This is a genomic window from Sphingomonas sp. (assembly GCF_036269755.1).
Taxonomy (GTDB): domain Bacteria; phylum Pseudomonadota; class Alphaproteobacteria; order Sphingomonadales; family Sphingomonadaceae; genus Sphingomonas.
The window spans coordinates 208,572-227,541 of record NZ_DATBDV010000009.1 but is presented as its reverse complement, the minus strand read 5'-3'; the positions used below and the strand labels follow the sequence as shown (position 1 = coordinate 227,541).

The window sequence follows — 18,970 nt, the reverse complement described above, 5'->3', positions numbered from 1 at the left end:
AGCTACGTCAATGCTGAGGTAAATATGGTAAGATTGCGCGATGGGCTTTTCGCGAATGACGTGGTTAAGCGATCTGTGACTTTGAGGACGTAAAGGTAATGGAGCCTTAGCGTCCGGCCTTGACCTCTACGTTGTCCCTCTTCCCAGGCGGGCAGATCGCACTTGTGCGCTCACCGGATCAGGCTAACCTATGCAAACCTTGAGACGCTAAAAGTTGGAGGTCCATGCTCTCGACCGATCAGTTCACCCGAACCAATGATCTGAACAGCCATTACGAGCATTTGGCTTTTGAATTGGGAGACGGCGATAAGGGCAATTTCTTGTCCGGGTGGCAGTGCATCAATCCCTTTGCCGGAGAGCTTTTAGAGGCCGTGAAGCGTCGATCGGCGAATGTCGACTACACACGCTATCGCTATTTTGACGACGAGCCGAGCCTATGTGAAGGCCTTAGCGCGCTTCATCTCGCGCGCGACGGGCATAATCCGCCGGCGGTATTTTGTGGGTCGGGATCTACATCGCTGCTGTATGGCTTTGTTTCTTTGCTCAAGAAAAGAGGAATCGCACGGGTATATTATCTACCGCCGATGTATTTCACGCTGCACATTGCCTTTGATCGGTTTGGCATCGAGACTGTTCCGGTATCTGAATCTCAACCATTTGAACGCGACTTCGCTATGACGTTGCCGCAAGAGGGATCATCGGTTCTCTTCCTCACTGATCCGATTTGGTATGCTGGAACTCCGATTGATGCCCACGTTATCGAAAGAATTTCAGCGTGGCAAATGCGCACGGGCTCCCTCGTCTTCGTCGATGGCAGCCTGCAATACATGCCCTGGCCTACTCGAGGCGCAAGCGAAGCCACCGCCGACCTCGATCCGGACCTAACCTTTCGCCTGATTTGTCCTTCAAAGCAGCTAGCGACACACGGTTATCGCTTCGCCTACGTACTTTTACCGGCTGCCTTCGTGCAAGAGTTCGCCTGGGTGTACACTAACATTTTCGGGCCGGTGAATGTGGATTCGATTGCCTTTGCCTACGAGGCCGTAGGCGCGATGGAGTCTGGCGCGATTACCGCAAAGCTAATGGCCTTGGCGCGTTCGCGGCATGCCAAACTTCGCTCATGTGGAGCTATCGACTCCAGCTTTGAGCCTACGTGCGGTTATTTCGCATTCGAGCAGGTAAATGTCGAATTGCCGCCGGACTATATTCGTGTCGATGGCAGATATTTTGACCTGACCAAATACGCCACGTACATGAAACTCAACCTGCTTTCCCCATCCATCGCGATTTTGGACAGCACGTCGGCCAATGTTTTCCCATAATCCAAGGTTTCAGCTACCTAAAAACTCGGCCGACACGTTGCGGAGCGAGGGCTATCTGATCGTGACGGTGCCCGACGCAATCACTTTGCTCTCGCTCGAAATCTATCGAGTGGCCACCACATTTTTCTCCAAGCCGGAACAGCTCAAACGACTGGATGCCTGTCCGCAAGAATTTCAGGGATGGCGATCACTCGGCGGTGAGTTTTCTGTCGTCCCCGAGAGACCTGACTTGCATGAATCGTTTTGGGTAACCGGAACTGACGGCGATCATTTATTCTCGCGATTTTCGTCAGAGGCGCGGCGTCTTCACGAACTCCTCGCTGACTATGCGAGGCAAATCTCTGGCCTTGAGCGGTTACTCACCGCGGAAATCATGCGAAGTCTTGGGGTGGATGGACATGCGTCCTTTGAGTGCGTCAGCCGCTCCGACATCCAGTGCCTCTTCTATCGTCCGTCAACGCATCAAGACCGAGAGTTTCTCCAAGAGGAGCACGAAGATGCGGTCTATATGACGCTCACCAAGGCCGACGCCCCCGGGCTGGAGGTCGAATGTAAAGGCGGATCCTATCGCCCACTTAGCCTGCAACCTAACCAAATCGCGGTTTTGCCAGGCGAGATATTATCACTCATGACAGGTGGATTCATCCGACCCCTGATGCACCGCGTCGTGCGAAATGCCTCCCAAGAAGTTCGAACCACCATCGGCTATTTTCTCGCGCCCACGGCGATCGATGGCGGTAAGATCGAGCCCTGGATTTCCAACGCGTTCAACGCGTCGATCAACCTGGAGCAACGGGTTCGCGATAATCAGGTCAAGTTCTTAGTGCGCGGAGAGGGAATAGATAATTAATCGGCAACTTTGAGCACATCTCTCCACGCTTATCGGCAAGTTTTGGGCACACAGCCACCATTCCGCCAAGCCGATCAACACCCCCCCCAAGCTTGCACCCCCGACTCCCCCGCCCCTATACCCCCTGCCATGTCCGAAGACCTGTTCGCTTCCTCGCCCAAGTCCACCACCGACTACGACGCTTCCTCGATCGAGGTGCTGGAGGGGCTCGAGCCCGTCCGCCGCCGCCCGGGCATGTATGTCGGCGGGACCGACGAGCGCGCGTTGCATCACCTTGCCGCCGAAGTGCTCGACAATGCGATGGACGAGGCGGTGGCGGGGCATGCGACGCGGATCGAGGTCACGCTGGAGCCCGGCAACCGCCTCACGATCGTCGACAACGGGCGCGGCATCCCGGTCGATCCGCACCCCAAATTTCCAGGCAAGTCGGCGCTCGAAGTGATCATGTCGACGCTCCATTCGGGTGGCAAGTTCGACGGCAAGGCCTATTCCACGTCGGGGGGCCTGCACGGCGTCGGCGTCAGCGTGGTCAACGCGCTGAGCGAGGACACGGTGATCGAGGTCGCGCGCAGCCGCGAATTGTTCCGCCAGCGATTCTCGCGCGGGATTACGCTGGGGCCGCTCGAAAAGCTGGGGCCGACGCCCAATCGCCGCGGCACGTCGGTCGCGTTCACCCCCGACCCGGACATTTTCGGGCCCGAGCTCCATTTCAAGCCGGCGCGGCTGTACAAGCTGGCGCGGTCGAAGGCGTATCTGTTCGCGGGCGTCGAGATTCGGTGGAAGTGCGCGGGCGAGCTGATCGGCGACGACACGCCGGCGGAGGCGGTGTTCCAGTTTCCGGGCGGGCTTGCGGATCACCTCAAGGAACAGATCGGCGAGCGCGACTGCGCCACCGCGCAATTCTTTTCGGGGTCGCAGGATTTTCCGGGGGAGCAGCAGGGGCGAGTCGAATGGGCGGTGGCGTGGCCGCTATGGTCCGATGGCAGCTATAGCTGGTATTGCAACACGATCCCGACGCCCGACGGCGGCACGCACGAGGCCGGCTTGCGCGCGGCGTTGGTGCGGGGGATTCGCGGGTTCGGCGAGCTCGTGGGGCAGAAAAAGGCGAAGGACATCACCGCCGACGACGTGATGACCGGGTGCGAGCTGATGCTTTCCGTGTTCGTGCGCGACCCGCAATTTCAGAGCCAGACCAAGGACCGGCTGACCTCGCCCGAGGCGGCGGGGCTGGTCGAGAAAGCGGTGCGCGACCATTTCGACCATTTCCTGTCGGACAATATGGAGCGGGGGAAGGCGCTGCTCGCCTATGTCGTCGAGCGGATGGACGAGCGGCTGGCGCGCAAGCAGGAACGCGAGGTCAAGCGCAAGTCGGCGACGTCGGCGCGCAAGCTGCGGCTGCCGGGCAAGCTCACCGATTGCTCGGCGAACGACCCGGCGGGGACCGAGATTTTCATCGTCGAAGGCGATTCGGCGGGTGGCTCGGCCAAGCAAGCGCGCGACCGCAAGACGCAGGCGATCCTGCCGATCCGCGGCAAGATCCTCAACGTCGCGTCGGCCACCAGCGCCAAGATCTTCGCCAACACCGAGATCGCCGACCTCACCCTCGCGCTCGGCTGCGGCACCCGCAAGGACTGCGAGCCCGACAACCTGCGCTACGAACGCGTCATCATCATGACCGACGCCGACGTCGACGGCGCCCATATCGCCACGCTGTTGATGACCTTTTTCTTTCAAGAAATGCCCGATTTGGTTCGGCGCGGGCATCTCTATCTCGCGCAGCCGCCGCTCTATCGGCTGACCGCGGGGACCAAGAGCCTTTATGCGCGCGATGATGCGCACCGCGCCGAGCTCGAAGCGACCGAGTTCAAGGGCAAGAAGGTCGAGGTCGGCCGGTTCAAGGGGCTCGGCGAGATGAACCCGGGCCAGCTCAAGGAAACCACGATGGACCCAAAGAGCCGGAGCCTGATCCGGATCACGCTGCCGCAGGAATATGAGGAGCGCGCGGTGGTAAAGGATCTGGTCGACCGGCTGATGGGCACGAACCCGGCGCACCGCTTCGCGTTCATCCAGGAAAATGCCGCGCGGCTCGACGAGGAAGCGATCGACGCCTGATCGCCAAGGGAGGAAGAGATGCGGGGACTGATTGCACTGATGCTGCTCGCGGCGTCGCCCGCAACGGCGCAAACCGCCGCGCCTACTCCAACCGCGCCCGCTGCCCCGACCGCCGACCCGGCGACCACCGCGCGAGTCAACGAACTGGTCGGGCTCATCGGAGGCACGGGCGACTTTCAGGCCTATTTCTCGCCAACCTTCCACGCCGCTTTGTCCAAGGACAAATGGGACGCCGTGGTCACCCAGGTCGTCGCGCAGACGGGCAAGCCGCTCGGCGTGGACTCCTTCGCGCCATCGAGCCCGTGGAGCGGCATCGCTCGGCTGCGGTTCGAAGGCGGGATCGTGACGGTGCAGATTGCGGTCGATCCGACGCCGCCGCATGCGGTGACCGGCTTGCTGTTCAGCGGCGCGGAAGTCGCGGGCGACACGCTCGACAAGCTCACCGCCGATTTTCGCGCGCTGCCGGGTAAAAACGGGTTGGCGGTTTACCTGCTCGGCGACCGCGCGCCGAAGCTGGTTGCCGGGATCAACCCGGACCAAGCCGCACCGCTCGGCTCGGCGTTTAAGCTGTGGGTGCTCGGCGAACTCGCGCGCGAAGTCGCGGCGGGCGAGCGCAAATGGGCCGACGTCATTCCGGTCGGGCCGCCTTCGCTCCCCTCGGGCATGACGCAGAGCTGGCCGGCGGGCAGCCCGGTTACGCTGCAAACGCTGGCGACGCTGATGATCTCGATCAGCGACAATACCGCGACCGACACGCTGGTGACGCTCGAAGGGCGCAAACTCGATGCCTTCGTCGCGGCGGCGGGGACGCCGGGGCTGATGCCGATCCTGACGACCCGCCAGATGTTCGCGATCAAGTCCGCGCCCAATGCCGACATTGCCGCAAGCTGGGCGAAAGCGACCCCCGCGGCGCGACGTGCGATGCTCGACGCCGACGCCGCGCGGCTCGCCGCAACGCCGCTCGATGTTTCGCTGTTCTCGGGCAAGCCGGTCGCGGTCGACACGCTCGAATGGTTCGCCAGCCCGCGCGATGCGGCGGGCATGTTCGACTGGTTGCGCACCAAAGGCGGCGCGACCGCGCTGGCGCTGCTCGCGATCAATCCGGGAACCGACGCGACGACGCGCGCGCGGTTCGATTATGTCGGGTTCAAGGGCGGGTCGGAGCCCGGCGTGCTGACGCTCAACTATCTCGTCAAGCGCAAGGACGGGCGCTGGCTGGCGATCACCGGCAACTGGCATCGCTCCGACGCGGATGTCGAGCTTGCGACCTTCATGCAGCTAATGTCGCGCGCGCTCGTGCTGACGGCGGACGCCAAGCTCCCCTAGTGGTTGGAGCCGGGACGGCTTCTCCATTCGCCCTCCAGCAGCCCCCAGATCAGGCTGTCGCGGATGCCGAGATGAGTCTCCCACTCGGCGCGCAACGTCGCCTCGAGCGTGAAGCCGAGCCGCTTGAGCACCGCGATCGACGCGACATTGTCGGGGTCGGTGTCGGCGATCACGCGGCGTTGCCCTTCGGCGAACAATTGGTCGATCAGCGCGGCGACCGCTTCGGTGGCGATCCCCCGGCCCCAATACGGCCGCGACAGGATATAGCCGATCTCGGTCACCTTGCCCTGGCGCTTCTCATAGCTCGCGACGGTGCCGATCGCGGTGGTGCCGATCGCCGTGTCGTCGCCCTTGAGCGTGATCGCCCAGGCGCGCCACGCGGTGTCGGCCAGCGCCTTGGCCACACGCTCGTGCGATTCCTCAATGGTCGTGGTCGCGGCGCGCGAGCCATAGATGTTGGCCTCGGCATCCGAATACATCGGATGGAGCGCGTCGGCGTCCTCCTGCCGCATCGCGCGCAGGATCAGCCGTTCGGTTTCCAGCGGCGGGATGGTCACGCGCCGAGCGCTTCGACCAGCGCCTTGACCTTCTTCTGCCGCCATTGCGGGAGCGGCGCGACCAGCCAATAGCCCAGCCGATACGGCTTGGCCTCGCCGACGGCGACGATCCTTCCGGCAGCGAGGTCGCGGCGCGCGAGCAATTCGGGAACGGTGGCGCGACCCAGCCCTTCGGCCGCGGCATCGATCGCGAGCCCGGCGTCCGCCACCCGAACCAGCGAGACCGAATCGTCGTTGAGGCACCCCGGCCACGAGATTCGCGTATCCGCCCCGCCGCCCGGCCGCTCGACGGTGATCATCCCGTCGCTTTCGAGCGCTTCGCCCTCGTGCTCGCCCGGGCCTTCGCCCCAGCGCACCGCGAGGTCGAGATTGGCTTGTGTGAAGTCGAGATCCTCGTCGGCGGCGATCAAGACGAACCGCAACTCGCCGTCGGCTGCGCTGATCTCGGCCAGCCGCGGCATCAGCCAGCATTGCAGCAGATCGCGCGGCGCCGCGATGGTCAGCGACTTGGACGATTGCCCCGCCTGCATCGCGCGGACCGCTTCCTCGAACTGCAGGAACCCTTGGCGCAGCGCGTCGAGCCCGGCCTGGCCCTCGGGCGTCAACTCGAGGCCCTTGGTGGTGCGGCGGAACAGCACGACGCCCAAGGTATCCTCAAGCGCGCGAACTTGCTGCCCGACCGCCGCCGGCGTGACCGCGAGCTCGTCAGCGGCGCGCGTGAACGACAAATGCCGCGCCGCCGCGTCGAGCACGCGCAGGCCATTCAGAGGAAGGTGGGTGCGTTTCATGGCACGTCACCCCGGCGTAGGCCGGGGCCGCCGGCGGCACTTGTCCCCCGCAAAAACGCGGCGGCCCCGGCCTGCGCCGGGGTGACGGAATGAAATGGCGCCCCCGCCACCCGCTAAACCCCCACCGCCGGCGCGGTCAGCGCGAAGCGCGGAATGTCGACGTCGAACGCCGATCCATCCTCGGCGATCATGTGATAGCTGCCTTGCATCTGCCCGGTCGGGGTCGCCAGCGGACAGCCGGAGACATAATCGAACGATCCGCCCGGTGCCACGACGGGCTGCTCGCCCACCACGCCCTCGCCCTCGACCGAATGCCGCGCGCCGCGGCCGTCGGTGATCACCCAGTGCCGCGTGAGCAGCTGGACCGTCGCGGGCGATTCATTCTCGATCCGGATATGATATGCCCAGAACCAGCGCCCGCGCGCCGGCTCGGATTGTTCGGGCAGGAAGCTGACCGACACGCGCACCACCACGCCGCGCGTCTCCGCGACATAGGGGAACAAGGCCTTCATCGCCGCGCTCACAATTTTCTACTCATAGGCCCACCGCCCGAAGCGCCTGGTCGAGATCGTCGATCACGTCGGCGGGGTCTTCGAGCCCGACATTGAGCCGCAGCATGTTCTCGGTCACGCCCATGCCCAGCCGGACCTCCTCGCTGACGCCGGCGTGGGTGGTCGAGGCGGGGTGCGTCATCAGCGATCGCGAATCGCCGATATTGTTCGAGATGTCGATCAGCGCGAGCGCGTCGAGCAAGCCATGCGCTTGCCCCCGCCCGCCATCGACCTCGAACGCGAAGATCGGACCGGCGGCGTCCATCTGCGCCATCGCCAGATTGTGCTGCGGGTGGCTCGCCAAGCCGGGATGGAGCACGCGCGGCACGCGGCCCTCGAGGAACTTGCCGACCGTCAGCGCACTTTCGCTCTGCCGCCGCGCGCGCAGGTCGAGCGTCTCCAGCCCCTTGAGCACCACCCAGGCGTTGAACGGCGACAAGGTCGGCCCGGTGTTGCGCGTGAACGGCAGAAGCGTCTTCTCGATGAAATCGGTCGACCCGCACACCGCACCGGCGAGCACGCGGCCCTGGCCGTCCATCAGCTTGGTCGCCGAATAGGCCACGACGTCCGCGCCGAATTCGAGCGGGCGCTGCAGCACCGGGGTCGCGAACGCATTGTCGACCACCGACACGATCCCGCGCTCGCGAGCTATGTCGCACACCGCTTTCAGGTCGACGATGTCCATCGTCGGGTTGGCCGGGGTTTCGAAGAAATAGACCCTGGTCTCGGGCCGCGTCGCGTCGATGAACGCTTGCGGATCGCGCGCATCGACCACCGTCGTCGCGATGCCGAACCGCGGGAGCAGCGTGTCGACCAGCCAGCGGCACGATCCGAACGCCGCGCGCCCGCCGACGACATGGTCCCCGGCCTGCACCTGGCACAGCAACGCCGCGGTCATCGCCGCCATCCCCGACGCCATCGTCCGGCACGCCTCCGCGCCCTCCAGCAGCGCGATCCGCTCCTCGAGCATCTGCACCGTCGGGTTCTGCAACCGCGAATAGGTCATCCCGGCTTGCTCGCCGGCGAACCGCGCCGCCGCATCGCCCGCGCAATCATAGGCATAGCCCGAAGTCAGGAAGATCGCTTCCGACGTCTCGCCGAACTCCGACCGCGCCGTCCCGCCGCGCACGGCTTGCGTCGCGGGGCGCCAGTTCTGCGTGATCGAGCGGTCCTGACCGGTGCGGCGTTTCATCGAGCGGCTTTGCGGGGTGGGTCGGGATAAATCAATCCTCCCCGCTCGCGGGGAGGGGGACCGAGACGCGAAGCGGCGTGGTGGAGGGAGCAGGCCACACACGAACCGCTCGCGGAAAGCCCCCCACCATGCTCCGCATGGTTCCCCTCCCGTAAACGGGGAGGAATGCGTTAGGCAAACGCCGGCGACCCCTTGAGCTGCTGGTACGCCGCGATCACCTCCTGCAGCGCTTTCTCCATGCTGCGGTCGCCGCCGTTGCGGTCGGGGTGGAACTTGCGCACCAGTTCCGAATAGCGCGTCCGCAGCCCCTTGCGGTCGGTGTCGGTGTCGAGGCCCAGCACCTTGAGCGCGCGGAGATCGCTCGCCGACAGCGGCTTGCCGTCCTTGCGCGGGGCCGCCGCGCGCTCGCGAAACCGGGCGCCGATCGCATCGAGCGGATCGTGGAAATCGGCCCAGCGCGGCGGGCGGTCGGCGCCGTTCGCCGCGAACGCGCGAGTCTCGCGCTCCCACCCGGCGAACGGGCGTTGCGCGTCGTGGATTTCGTCGGCGGTCATGCCGTTGAAGAAATTGTACCTGGCGTTGAATTCGCGGACGTGATCGAGGCAGAAATAGCGGTAGCCGCCGGGCCCGTCGCCGCGCTGGCGCGGACCGTCGAGCAACGGCGCGCGGAACTCGCCCGGCTGCTCGCAATCGGGCGAATCGCACCGCCTGCCGCTCCCTTCCACGCGGCCATGGAAGCGGGCATTGGGTCGATCGTGCGGGGGCGTACGCGCCACGGTGTCTCCGGCGAAAAGCTGGCTATATAAGGACGATGACCGACCCCGCCACCGCGCCGCTCGCCGAAATCATCACTGCTCGTCTGACCGACGCGCTCGCTCCGTCGCGGCTCGACGTAATCAACGACAGCCATCACCATGCCGGGCACAGCGGCGACGACGGCACCGGCGAATCGCACTGGACGGTGGTGGTCGAAAGCGCTGCCTTCACCGGCCTCAACCGAGTCCAGCGCCAGCGGCTGGTGAACCACGCGCTCGCCGATTTGTTATCCTCCCGAATCCACGCGCTGGCGATCCGCGCGCGTGCTCCGGGAGAAGGCAATGGACCTCTATAAGCTCTGGTACTGGCCCTCGATCCAGGGGCGCGGCGAGTTCGTCCGACTGGCGATGGAGGGCGCCGGCATCGCCTATGTCGACTGCGCGCGCGAGCAAGGCGCCGAGGCGCTGATCAAGGACATGAAGGCGCGGCATCCGTTCGAGCCGTTCGCGCCGCCCTATCTCGACACCGGCGAGATGACGATCGCGCAAGTCGCGCACATCCTGACCTGGCTCGCCGACGCGCACGGCCTCGCGCCCCAGGACCAGCCGACCTTGTTCTGGACGATCCAGCTCCAGCTCACCGTCAGCGATTTCGTCGCCGAAGTGCACAACGTCCATCACCCGGTCGCGCTCGACGAATATTATAAGGACCAGAAGCCGGAAGCCGCGCGCAACGCCGAAGGCTTTCGCGACAAGCGCATGCCCAAGTTCCTCGGCTATTTCGATCGCGCCGCGGGCGCACTCGACGGCGATTTTGTCGCGGGCGCGCAATGGTCGCCGATCGACACCAGCCTGTTCCAGCTGGTCGAGGGGCTGCGCTATGCCTTTCCCAAGCGGATGGCGGCGATCGAGCGCGACTATCCGCACCTGACCGCGCTCCACGATCGCGTCGCCGAAATCCCCGGCGTCGCCGCGTACCTCCAAAGCGATCGCCGCATACCGTTCAACGAGGACGGCATCTTTCGACATTATCCTGAGTTGGATGCGGCCTGATCAACGCGCCGGCTGGAAGAACATCACGTAGATCAGGCGCCCGTTCTCCAGGCTGTCGCCGAACCCCGGCCCGGCGGTATGCCACAACCACGGGCGCAGCAGGACGAGGCGGTTGAACCGCATCGGCACCGAGTGCGTCAGCTCCCACTTGTCGTCGTCGAGGCTGTCTTTCTCAACCAGTTCGCGGCGCATCTCGTCGAACGACGAATAGCCCAGCGCCGCGAGTTCCTCCGCGCTGACCGGCGCGCGGTCGGTGCCGGTCGGGCAGTGACGAAAGAAATCCGTGCCGCCGCGGCAATCCTCCGGGCGGCTGAGATAGAGGATGCCCGACCAGTAGCCGGGGTCGATATGGACTCGCCCCTTGCCGACGTCCGCCGCCAGCGTGATGCGGCACTTGGTGTGCGATCGCGGCGGGTCGAGCGGGGTCAGCCGTTCGTTGGTGAGCCGCGACACCTCTTCGGTCAGCCCCTCCATCGCGATCCGTTGCAGCGAGTTGCGGCCGGGGAAATACCCTTCCAGATCGGGATAGGTCAGCCCCAGCGCCGCCGCGCGAAACGTGTCCGGGTTTTCGAGGAAGTCGTCGACGACCATCAGCGAAACAGGCATGGTGCCCGGACTAGGGTTGACGCCCGCGACTGGCAAGATCGAGATGACCCGCACCCCTCGCCCCGCCGCACGTATCCTGTTGGTCGACGACCTGGGCCGCGTCCTGCTGTTCCGCTTTACCCCCGGTGACGGCCGCGCGCCGTTCTGGTGCACGCCCGGCGGCGCGGTCGATCCGGGCGAGAGCTATGAGGCGGCGGCGCGGCGCGAATTGTACGAGGAAACCGGCATCCTCGCCGATCCGGGGCCCGAGGTGCTTCGCCGCGAGGTCGAGTTCCTGACCATCGAGGGGATCGAGGTGAGCGCCGACGAACGCTATTTCCTGGTCCGCACACGGGCGCGCGAGATCGACATCGGCGGCCAAACCGAGCTCGAACGCCGCGTCATGCAGCAATGGCGCTGGTTCACCCCGGCCGACCTCGCCGCGCACCCCGAAATGATCTATCCCGAGGATCTGGGCGATATCCTGCGCGAGATGGCGGCATGACCAACGACGATTTGATCCTGCGCACGATCACCCCAACGACGCACGATCTCGGTGGGTTCAAGGTCCATCGCACGCTCCCGTCGAAGCCGCACCAGATGGTGGGGCCGTTCATCTTCTTCGACCAGATGGGGCCGGCGCATCTCGACATCGGGACCGGCATCGACGTCCGCCCGCACCCGCATATCAATCTCTCGACCGTGACCTATCTTTTCGCCGGCGCGATCGATCATCGCGATTCGCTCGGCACCTTCGCGCGGATTGAGCCCGGCGCGGTCAATTTGATGACCGCCGGCCACGGCATCGCGCACAGCGAGCGCTCGCCCGGCGACGAGCGCGCGCACGGGCCCGAGCTGTCGGGCATCCAGACCTGGCTCGGCATGCCCGAGGACAAGGAGGAGATCGACCCGGCGTTCGAGCATGTCGCCAAGGGTGACTTGCCGGTGATCGATGGACACGGCGCGCGCGCGCGGATCATCATGGGAAGCCTGTGGGGCGAAACCGCGCCGACCACGACCTATGCCGAGACGATATATGCCGACGTGCGGCTCGAGCCCGGCGCGAGCATCCCGATCGACACGCAAGCCGACGAACGCGCGATCTACCTCGCGCTCGGCGAGGCGAGCATCGATGGCATGCCGATGGCGCTCAACACGCTGTACGTGCTGCAACCGGGCGTCGCGATGACGCTGCGATCGGCGACCGGCGGCCGGGTCATGCTGTGCGGCGGCGAGGCATTCGCGACCCCGCGGCATGTGTGGTGGAACTTCGTCAGCTCGCGGAAAGAGCGGATCGATCAGGCCAAGGCCGACTGGAAAGCCGGCCGGTTCGCGCTGGTGCCGGGGGACGAAAAGGAGTTTATCCCGATCCCCGAGGTGCCGAAGACAGCGACGTATCCATGAGCTTGCACCCACACGCCTATGTCCTCGCGATCCACGATCTGGCGGCGACGGTCGACTATTTCGTCGAGATACTCGGCTTCGCGAAGGATTGGAACGACGAGGACCGATGGCAATCGGTCGTTCGCGACGGCGTGCGTATCGATCTTGGCCGCTGTCCCGATGCGCTTCCGGCCGCCGCTCTGGGGGACCACAATTATTTCGGGTTCTTCGCGACCGACGATGTCGACGGTCTGCATGCCCAATTCGTCGCACGCGGCGCCCTGGTGTTGCGAGCGCCGGAGGACAAGCCCTGGGGCTGGCGCGAGATGCCGGTCGCCACGCCCGAAGGCCACCGAATGATGTTCGCGCAGGCGATCCCGGCCCGCTAGACGACCCGCCGCCCCACGACCTTGACCGTCGCACAAGCCAGCGTCCCATCCTTGCCCGTGCCGTTTACCGTCAACTCCACCACTCCCGCCCCCGCCATCGCGCAGTCGAGCAAATCCTGTGGGATGTCGTGCACGTCGATCTTCATCCGCCGCGTCCATTCGGAGGAGGGGTCGCCCGCCATCGTGCCGATGCGGATATAGACAAAGCGCCGCGTCGGCCCCTCGCGCCGCACCTGGTCGCCGAAGAATTTGGGGCCGGGCGCAACGCGCACGGGCAAGTCGAACACCAGCGGCTCGCCCGCCTCCGATCGCTTGGGGTCGAGCACGCCGGTGTCGCCGCTCTGCAGGCTGTGGAGGACGCCGGCGACCGGGTTCTCGATTATAATCCGCACCGGGATTTCGGTCTGGTCGGTCCTGGCCACGAATCATCCCTCTTTTCGCGCTTCCAATGTAGGATTTCACGTGAGAGAGTCACGCGCCCGCCGAGCGGTCCGAGCGCGACCGGCGATCAACGGTTCGTCGCATTTCGACGGTGGCGTGGTATGACTTTCGTGACCTTCGGATCGCGGACGGGAGGCGAAGATGACCGATTTCGAGCTGCAACGGGTCGCCCTGTCCACCGGCGTCCAACTCGATGTCGCCGTCGCGGGCGATCCCGCCGCGCCGGCAATCATCCTGCTCCACGGCTTCCCCGAATCGCACCGCACGTGGCGGCATCAGATCGAGGCGCTCGCCGCGGACCATTTCGTCCTCGCGCCCGACCAGCGCGGCTTCGCCCGGTCGTCCAAGCCCGAAGGCGTCGAGAACTACACCGCCGACAAACCGGTCGCCGACCTGATCGCGCTCGCCGACCATTTCGGGATCGATCGCTTCACGCTCGTCGGGCACGATTGGGGCGGGGCGATCGCGTGGATGGCCGCGCTCCAGCATCCCGGCCGAGTCGCGCGCCTGATCATCGTCAACGCGCCGCACCCGTTGGTCTTCCAGAAATCCTTGTTCGACGATCCGGATCAGCGCGCCGCGAGCCAGTACGTCACCGCGTTCCGCAACCCTGATTTCGAGAAATATATCGGCGAGATCGGGCTTAGCGAGTTCTTCGACGGCAGCTTCATGCGCCATACCGATTTCGACAAGGTGCGCGACGAAAAGCCGATCTATTTGGAGCAATGGGGCCAGCCCGGCGCGATGACCGCGATGCTCAACTGGTATCGCGCGAGCGCGGTGCAGGTGCCGGCGATCGGCGCGACGCCCGAGCGGCCGGCGTTGCTCGACGCGCCGTTCCCGCCGTTGCAGGTGCCGACGCTGGTGATCTGGGGGATGGACGACAAGGCGTTGTTGCCGGTGCAGCTCGACGGGCTGGAGGGGCTGGTGCCCGATCTGACGGTCGAGCGGCTGAAAGGCGTCGGCCACTTCGCGCCGTGGGAAGCGCCGGAACAGGTGACGAGCGCGATGCGGGGGTGGCTGGGCGAGCGGGGCGACTGATCGGCCTCGCTATTGCGAGCGAAGCGAAGGAATCCATGGGCGCCGCGCGACGCTGGATCGCGTCGCTGCGCTCGCAATGGCGGATCGGGCCGCTACCCCGCCGCCACCTTCGCAGAATCGGGCAGGTCGTATGGTCGCCGATCGCTGTCATCGATCCCCATCTTCACCCAAGTGCCATGGGCGTGCGCGGTGGCGAGCACTTGCCACTCGCCCTTGCCCGGCCAGCTCCGCACGCGGACGATCTGCTGCGCGAAAGCGCGGTTGGGCTCCATCATCACCCAGCCAAGCGGACGCTCCGCCGTGGCGCGATCGCTCGCCGCGCCCATCGCCGCGCGGATGCGGTCGGCGACCGCGCCGGGCAGATACTGCCACACCACCGAATGCATCAGCACGCGCGTGACGCCCGCCTCCTGCGGCTCCGCCAGCCGTGCCTCGATCCAGTCGGCGGCATCGGCCTGAACGAGATCGACCGGCTTCGCGCGCTGCATCGCGATCGCCGCCTTCAACCGCTCGCCGCGCGCCGGCGTTTCAGGCCAGACATAGGATAGCAGCCGTTCCTCGACCGCCGGATCGGTCGCGTCGAGCGGCTGGACGTCGCAGCCGCGCACCGAGACGAACTCGACCGGCACGGCGGCGGGCGGATCGCCGCGCCATTCGGGGGCGATCGTCACCGGCGCGTCGGCTGGCCCCATCCGCGTCCCACCGAGATCGAACCCATAGCGGTCGATCAGCAAGTTGAGCCCCGCACTCGACCCGATTTCCAGCAGCCCGATCTTCGGCCCGTGGCGTCGCGCGATCTCCATCAGCCCGAGCATCAGCGCGCCCGACCGCCCCGGCTCGTTGGTCTGCGGCGGCCCGTCGAGCCACGGCAGAACCTCTTCCTCGTGCGCGACCAGCGCGGCGTTGACCGCCGCGGCCATGTCAGCTCGATCGGTCACCTCGCCACGGAACACGGCAGCCAAGCCTTCGTCCTTGCCCGCCCGCACCAGCGCATGCAGCCCGCCGAAGAACCTGAGCGGCAGCGCGTCGCGGGTCGGTTCGCCCGCCCAATCGAGGATCTTCGCGCCCGTCCGGCTGTCGTGAGTCAGCCCGTCCGCCACCGCCAGGCACAGCCGCGCGTACATCGGCGCATCCATGTTGCGGCAATAATGCTCCTGGATCCGGAACGCCTCGCGGTTATTCTCTTCGCCAGCCATCGCCACCTCCGTTGCGCCACGCATTGCTCCTTCGCACCTGCACAAGTAAAGCCCGCGTCATGGCGCAACCGCTCGTCATCGCCGTGCCCAAGGGCCGCATCCTCGAAGAGGCTGCGCCATTGCTCGCGCGCGCCGGGGTCGAGCCCGAAGCGGCGTTCGCCGACGAGGACAGCCGGGCGCTGCGCTTCCGCACCAACCGACCCCACATCGACCTGATCCGAGTCCGCGCCTTCGACGTCGCGACCTTCGTCGCGCACGGCGCGGCGCAGCTCGGCATCGTCGGGTCGGACGTGCTGGCGGAGTTCGACTACCCCGAGCTTTATGCGCCGGTCGACCTCGGTATCGGCCATTGCCGGCTGTCGGTCGCCGAGCCCGCGGATATGGCCGCGACCGACGATCCGCGCGGCTGGAGCCATGTCCGCGTCGCGACCAAATACCCGCATGTTACGCAAGCGTATTTCGAGCGGCGTGGCGTGCAAGCCGAGTGCGTCAAGCTGAACGGCGCAATGGAGCTGGCGCCGACGCTCGGCCTCGCGCCGCGGATCGTCGATCTGGTCTCGTCGGGCCGCACGCTCCAGGAGAACGGCCTGGTCGAAGTCGAGCGGATCATGGACGTCACCAGCCGCCTGATCGTCAACCGCGCCGCGTTCAAGACTCGGCCCGAACTGGTGCCGCTGGTGGATGCGTTCCGTAACGCCATCCTCCCCTCCCGCTTGGGGGAGGGGCTGGGGGAGGGCGTGTCTGGAGAAAGCGGGCCGTCGACTACCCCTCCCCTAACCCCTCCCGCAAGCGGGAGGGGAATTTGATCAAGCTCTCCACCTCCGAACCCGGCTTCGAGCGCCAGTTCGCCGCGCTGGTCGATGCCCGGCGCGAGGCCGATCTAGACGTCGCGCGCGACGTGCGGACGATCGTCGCCAGCGTGCGCGATGAAGGCGATGCCGCGGTCCACGCCTTCACGCGCAAGTTCGACAATCACGACCTCAACGAGACCGGCTGGCGGATCGAAAAAGCCGATTGGCTCGCCGCGCACGAAGCCCTCGCGCCTGAATTGCGCGACGCGCTCGAACTCGCCGCGGAGCGGATCGTAGCCTATCACGTCAAGCAGAAGCCCGCCGATCGCGACGAAGTCGACAGCATCGGCGCCCGGCTCGGCGCGCGGTGGCGCGCGGTCGACACGGCGGGGATCTACGTCCCCGGCGGTCGCGCGGCCTATCCCAGTTCGGTGCTGATGAACGCGGTCCCCGCGAAGGTCGCAGGCGTCGAGCGGCTGGTGATGGTCACGCCGACCCCCGACGGCGAGGTCAACCCGCTGGTGCTTGCCGCCGCGCATATCGCCGGCGTCGACGAGGTATGGCGGATCGGCGGCGCGCAGGCGGTGGCCGCGCTCGCCTATGGCACCGGGCGGATCGCGCCGGTTGACGTGGTGTGCGGCCCCGGCAATGCCTGGGTCGCCGAGGCCAAAAGACAATTGTTCGGCGTGGTCGGGATCGACATGGTCGCGGGACCGAGCGAAATCGTCGTCGTGGCCGACGGGAACAACGATCCGCAATGGATCGCCGCCGACCTGCTCAGCCAGGCCGAGCATGATCCGTCGAGCCAATCGATCCTGTTCACCGACGACGCCGCGCTCGCACGCGCTGTGGCGGAAGCGGTCGACCTCCAGATCGGCGGCCTCGCCACCGCCAAGGTCGCGCGCGAAAGCTGGGACTCGAACGGCGCGATCATCGTCACCGCCGACCTGATCGAGACGATGCCGCTGGTCAATCGCCTCGCGCCCGAGCATCTCGAGCTGGCGTGCGACGACGCGGACGCGCTGTTCGATTTGGTCAAGCATGCCGGGTCGGTATTCCTCGGCCGTCACACGCCCGAAGCGGTCGGCGATTACGTCGCGGGACCCAATCACGTCCTGCCGACCGGGCGTCGCGCACGCTTCTCATCGGGCCTGTCGGTGCTCGATTTCATGAAGCGAACCAGCTTCCTGTCGCTCGACGCCGCCGCGCTCGCCGCGATCGGCCCCGCCGCGGTGACCCTCGCCGAAGCTGAAGGACTGCCCGCGCACGCCCGGTCGGTGGCCTTGCGCCTCGCGCCGCGCTGACCGATAGGCGCAGCCCATGTCCCGCCGAACCGCCGCCCGATCCAAAGCCCGCGCCGCCGCGCGGCTCGCCGCCACGCAGGCGCTGTACCAGCACGAAATGGAGGGCACGCCGCTCGCTAGCCTGCTTCACGAATTTCACCAGCACCGGCTTGGTGCGACGATCGAGGATGCCGAATATGCCCAGGCCGACGAGGCCTATTTCGACGACGTCGTGACCGGCACGCTCGCGCGCAGCGACGAGATCAATGCGGCGATCGCGGCCAAGCTGAACAGCGATTGGTCGTTCGACCGGCTCGACAAATCGATGAAGGCGCTGCTGCGCGCGGCGACCTACGAATTACTAGCAAGGGCCGATACCGCGACCGGCACCGTGATCAGCGAATATGTCGATGTCGCGCGCGCCTTCTACGAAAAGCGCGAAGCCGGGTTCGTCAACGGCGTGCTCGATGCGGTGGCCAAGGATGCACGAGGCTGAATTCATCGCCACGTTGCGCACGCTGCCGCTGCACCCCGGCGCGCGCGGGTTGAGCGACGACGCCGCGGTGATCGCGATCGGCGGCGAGACGTTGGTCGTCACGCACGACATGGTCGCGGAAGGGGTGCATTATCTTCCAGGCGCCGACCCGTTTGATGTCGCATGGAAGCTGGTCGCGGTGAACTTATCGGACCTGGCGGCCAAGGGCGCGGAGCCGATCGGAATCCTGATCGGCGCGAGCCTGACTGACGGCAGCGCTCGGTTCTTGGAGGGATTACGCGCGATCCTCACAGAATACGACGTGCCCCTGCTTGGCGGCGACACGATCCGTGCAGCCGGACCCGCCGGCTTCGGCTGTACCGCGATCGGCCGCGCGACCACCGCTACCGTTCCGGCGCGGAGCGGTGCGCAGCCCGGCGACACGCTATACCTCGCCGGCGAAATCGGCGCAGCGCGGCGCGGTTGGCTGGCGCTGACGAAGGGCGAGCAAGCGAGCGAAGACGACATCGCCGCCTATCTCCGCCCGCGCCCGCTGCTCGCCCAAGGCCGCACGCTGGCGCCGCGTGCGCACGCAATGATGGACGTGTCGGACGGGCTGCTGCTCGACGCCTCGCGGATGGCGGCAGCGAGCGGGGTAACGATCGATATCGATGCGTTCGCGGACGACCAAGCGATGCGCTGGGGCGACGATTATGCGTTGCTGCTCGCCGCCAGTCCGCTCGACTCCGCGCTCCCCCCGCGTGCGATCGGACGCGTGTTGCCGCGCCAGGCGCATGACGTGCTGGTGGACGGCCGGCCAGTCGCGGGACCGCTCGGATACCAGCACTGATCCATGCGCTTGCGCCGCGCCCGCGCGGGC

General features: G+C 66.2%; 22 protein-coding genes. 14 read left to right on the top strand and 8 right to left on the bottom strand.

Annotation, left to right across the window (positions count from 1 at the left end):
* Positions 1–224: 224 nt before the first annotated feature.
* From VH326_RS07775 to VH326_RS07760, 4 genes are all read left to right on the top strand, one after another.
* Positions 225–1,322 carry an aminotransferase class I/II-fold pyridoxal phosphate-dependent enzyme gene (locus VH326_RS07775; protein ID WP_329631235.1) on the top strand — a complete coding sequence of 366 codons (1,098 nt, stop codon included), beginning with the start codon at positions 225–227 and terminating at the stop codon, positions 1,320–1,322.
* 61 nt (positions 1,323–1,383) lie between these two features.
* Positions 1,384–2,172: a 2OG-Fe(II) oxygenase family protein gene (locus VH326_RS07770; RefSeq protein ID WP_329631234.1), complete on the top strand. Its 789-nt coding sequence runs from the start codon at positions 1,384–1,386 to the stop codon at positions 2,170–2,172.
* Positions 2,173–2,301: 129 nt separating this feature from the next.
* On the top strand, positions 2,302–4,284 hold the full coding sequence (parE, locus tag VH326_RS07765; protein ID WP_329631233.1) for a DNA topoisomerase IV subunit B: 1,983 nt from the start codon (positions 2,302–2,304) through the stop codon (positions 4,282–4,284).
* A gap of 18 nt (positions 4,285–4,302) precedes the next feature.
* Positions 4,303–5,610 (top strand): serine hydrolase, encoded by a 1,308-nt coding sequence (locus tag VH326_RS07760; RefSeq protein WP_329631232.1) that lies wholly within the window; start codon positions 4,303–4,305, stop codon positions 5,608–5,610.
* Here VH326_RS07760 and VH326_RS07755 read toward each other — a convergent pair.
* The 5 genes from VH326_RS07755 to VH326_RS07735 all read right to left on the bottom strand — a co-directional run bounded on the left by VH326_RS07755 (position 5,607) and on the right by VH326_RS07735 (position 9,474).
* On the bottom strand, positions 5,607–6,167 hold the full coding sequence (locus tag VH326_RS07755; protein ID WP_329631231.1) for a GNAT family protein: 561 nt from the start codon (positions 6,165–6,167) through the stop codon (positions 5,607–5,609). The two genes, VH326_RS07760 and VH326_RS07755, sit on opposite strands and share 4 nt — an antisense overlap.
* The gene (locus VH326_RS07750) at positions 6,164–6,955 is read right to left on the bottom strand and encodes a LysR family transcriptional regulator (RefSeq protein WP_329631230.1); all 792 of its coding nucleotides are present in this window, start codon (positions 6,953–6,955) and stop codon (positions 6,164–6,166) included. The genes VH326_RS07755 and VH326_RS07750 overlap by 4 nt, the downstream gene beginning before the upstream one ends.
* A gap of 113 nt (positions 6,956–7,068) precedes the next feature.
* The gene (apaG, locus tag VH326_RS07745) at positions 7,069–7,467 is read right to left on the bottom strand and encodes a Co2+/Mg2+ efflux protein ApaG (protein ID WP_329631229.1); all 399 of its coding nucleotides are present in this window, start codon (positions 7,465–7,467) and stop codon (positions 7,069–7,071) included.
* Between the two features lie 22 nt (positions 7,468–7,489).
* Complete coding sequence (locus VH326_RS07740) at positions 7,490–8,698, bottom strand: trans-sulfuration enzyme family protein (RefSeq protein ID WP_329631228.1); 1,209 nt, start codon at positions 8,696–8,698, stop codon at positions 7,490–7,492.
* Positions 8,699–8,868: 170 nt separating this feature from the next.
* A complete protein-coding gene (locus VH326_RS07735; protein ID WP_329631227.1) occupies positions 8,869–9,474 on the bottom strand; it encodes a J domain-containing protein in 606 nt (201 codons plus the stop codon).
* Positions 9,475–9,509: 35 nt separating this feature from the next.
* Here VH326_RS07735 and VH326_RS07730 point away from each other — a divergent pair, with 35 nt between their 5' ends.
* Together VH326_RS07730 and VH326_RS07725 are read left to right on the top strand one after the other, a co-directional pair.
* Positions 9,510–9,809 (top strand): BolA family protein, encoded by a 300-nt coding sequence (locus tag VH326_RS07730; RefSeq protein ID WP_329631226.1) that lies wholly within the window; start codon positions 9,510–9,512, stop codon positions 9,807–9,809.
* On the top strand, positions 9,796–10,506 hold the full coding sequence (locus VH326_RS07725; protein ID WP_329631225.1) for a glutathione S-transferase: 711 nt from the start codon (positions 9,796–9,798) through the stop codon (positions 10,504–10,506). Before VH326_RS07730 ends, VH326_RS07725 begins: the two co-directional genes overlap by 14 nt.
* Here VH326_RS07725 and VH326_RS07720 read toward each other — a convergent pair whose 3' ends face one another.
* Entirely contained in the window at positions 10,507–11,112 is a 606-nt protein-coding gene (locus VH326_RS07720) for a DUF6445 family protein (protein ID WP_329631224.1), read from the bottom strand.
* On the opposite strand from VH326_RS07720, the gene VH326_RS07715 reads away from it, so the two are divergent.
* Genes VH326_RS07715 through VH326_RS07705 form a run of 3 tightly spaced genes read left to right on the top strand, consistent with a single transcriptional unit; the run spans position 11,111 to position 12,863 of the window.
* Positions 11,111–11,596, top strand: coding sequence for an NUDIX hydrolase (locus VH326_RS07715; protein WP_414714260.1), 486 nt, complete (start codon positions 11,111–11,113; stop codon positions 11,594–11,596). The two genes, VH326_RS07720 and VH326_RS07715, sit on opposite strands and share 2 nt — an antisense overlap.
* Positions 11,593–12,495 (top strand): pirin family protein, encoded by a 903-nt coding sequence (locus tag VH326_RS07710; RefSeq protein WP_329631223.1) that lies wholly within the window; start codon positions 11,593–11,595, stop codon positions 12,493–12,495. Before VH326_RS07715 ends, VH326_RS07710 begins: the two co-directional genes overlap by 4 nt.
* Positions 12,492–12,863: a VOC family protein gene (locus VH326_RS07705; RefSeq protein ID WP_329631222.1), complete on the top strand. Its 372-nt coding sequence runs from the start codon at positions 12,492–12,494 to the stop codon at positions 12,861–12,863. Before VH326_RS07710 ends, VH326_RS07705 begins: the two co-directional genes overlap by 4 nt.
* Here the strand turns inward: VH326_RS07705 and VH326_RS07700 are convergent.
* On the bottom strand, positions 12,860–13,285 hold the full coding sequence (locus VH326_RS07700) for a DUF5990 family protein (protein ID WP_329631221.1): 426 nt from the start codon (positions 13,283–13,285) through the stop codon (positions 12,860–12,862). The genes VH326_RS07705 and VH326_RS07700 overlap by 4 nt on opposite strands.
* Positions 13,286–13,445: 160 nt before the next feature.
* Here VH326_RS07700 and VH326_RS07695 point away from each other — a divergent pair, with 160 nt between their 5' ends.
* Positions 13,446–14,345, top strand: coding sequence for an alpha/beta hydrolase (locus tag VH326_RS07695; RefSeq protein ID WP_329631220.1), 900 nt, complete (start codon positions 13,446–13,448; stop codon positions 14,343–14,345).
* A 92-nt stretch (positions 14,346–14,437) separates the two neighbouring features.
* Here VH326_RS07695 and VH326_RS07690 read toward each other — a convergent pair whose 3' ends face one another.
* On the bottom strand, positions 14,438–15,565 hold the full coding sequence (locus VH326_RS07690; protein WP_329631219.1) for a DUF2332 domain-containing protein: 1,128 nt from the start codon (positions 15,563–15,565) through the stop codon (positions 14,438–14,440).
* A 35-nt stretch (positions 15,566–15,600) separates the two neighbouring features.
* Here VH326_RS07690 and hisG point away from each other — a divergent pair, with 35 nt between their 5' ends.
* The 4 genes from hisG to thiL are packed head-to-tail and all read left to right on the top strand — an operon-like array spanning position 15,601 to position 18,940.
* Positions 15,601–16,347, top strand: a complete 747-nt coding sequence (gene hisG / locus VH326_RS07685; RefSeq protein WP_329631218.1) for an ATP phosphoribosyltransferase — start codon at positions 15,601–15,603, stop codon at positions 16,345–16,347.
* Complete coding sequence (hisD, locus tag VH326_RS07680; RefSeq protein WP_329631217.1) at positions 16,344–17,636, top strand: histidinol dehydrogenase; 1,293 nt, start codon at positions 16,344–16,346, stop codon at positions 17,634–17,636. The genes hisG and hisD overlap by 4 nt, the downstream gene beginning before the upstream one ends.
* Before the next feature lie 16 nt (positions 17,637–17,652).
* A complete protein-coding gene (nusB, locus tag VH326_RS07675) occupies positions 17,653–18,111 on the top strand; it encodes a transcription antitermination factor NusB (RefSeq protein ID WP_329631216.1) in 459 nt (152 codons plus the stop codon).
* Positions 18,098–18,940, top strand: coding sequence for a thiamine-phosphate kinase (gene thiL / locus VH326_RS07670; RefSeq protein WP_329631215.1), 843 nt, complete (start codon positions 18,098–18,100; stop codon positions 18,938–18,940). Before nusB ends, thiL begins: the two co-directional genes overlap by 14 nt.
* Positions 18,941–18,970 lie beyond the last annotated feature (30 nt).

Excerpts from the sequence above, each read along its gene's own strand:
- VH326_RS07710 (WP_329631223.1), top strand. The coding sequence starts at position 11,593 with ATGACCAACGACGATTTGATCCTGCGCACGATCACCCCAACGACGCAC.
- nusB (WP_329631216.1), top strand. The coding sequence starts at position 17,653 with ATGTCCCGCCGAACCGCCGCCCGATCCAAAGCCCGCGCCGCCGCGCGG.
- VH326_RS07690 (WP_329631219.1), bottom strand. The coding sequence starts at position 15,565 with ATGCGTGGCGCAACGGAGGTGGCGATGGCTGGCGAAGAGAATAACCGC.
- VH326_RS07730 (WP_329631226.1), top strand. The coding sequence starts at position 9,510 with ATGACCGACCCCGCCACCGCGCCGCTCGCCGAAATCATCACTGCTCGT.
- VH326_RS07760 (WP_329631232.1), top strand. The coding sequence starts at position 4,303 with ATGCGGGGACTGATTGCACTGATGCTGCTCGCGGCGTCGCCCGCAACG.
- VH326_RS07740 (WP_329631228.1), bottom strand. The coding sequence starts at position 8,698 with ATGAAACGCCGCACCGGTCAGGACCGCTCGATCACGCAGAACTGGCGC.
- parE (WP_329631233.1), top strand. The coding sequence starts at position 2,302 with ATGTCCGAAGACCTGTTCGCTTCCTCGCCCAAGTCCACCACCGACTAC.
- VH326_RS07705 (WP_329631222.1), top strand. The coding sequence starts at position 12,492 with ATGAGCTTGCACCCACACGCCTATGTCCTCGCGATCCACGATCTGGCG.
- thiL (WP_329631215.1), top strand. The coding sequence starts at position 18,098 with ATGCACGAGGCTGAATTCATCGCCACGTTGCGCACGCTGCCGCTGCAC.
- VH326_RS07695 (WP_329631220.1), top strand. The coding sequence starts at position 13,446 with ATGACCGATTTCGAGCTGCAACGGGTCGCCCTGTCCACCGGCGTCCAA.
- VH326_RS07720 (WP_329631224.1), bottom strand. The coding sequence starts at position 11,112 with ATGCCTGTTTCGCTGATGGTCGTCGACGACTTCCTCGAAAACCCGGAC.
- VH326_RS07725 (WP_329631225.1), top strand. The coding sequence starts at position 9,796 with ATGGACCTCTATAAGCTCTGGTACTGGCCCTCGATCCAGGGGCGCGGC.
- apaG (WP_329631229.1), bottom strand. The coding sequence starts at position 7,467 with ATGAAGGCCTTGTTCCCCTATGTCGCGGAGACGCGCGGCGTGGTGGTG.
- VH326_RS07775 (WP_329631235.1), top strand. The coding sequence starts at position 225 with ATGCTCTCGACCGATCAGTTCACCCGAACCAATGATCTGAACAGCCAT.
- hisG (WP_329631218.1), top strand. The coding sequence starts at position 15,601 with ATGGCGCAACCGCTCGTCATCGCCGTGCCCAAGGGCCGCATCCTCGAA.
- VH326_RS07715 (WP_414714260.1), top strand. The coding sequence starts at position 11,111 with ATGGTGCCCGGACTAGGGTTGACGCCCGCGACTGGCAAGATCGAGATG.
- VH326_RS07750 (WP_329631230.1), bottom strand. The coding sequence starts at position 6,955 with ATGAAACGCACCCACCTTCCTCTGAATGGCCTGCGCGTGCTCGACGCG.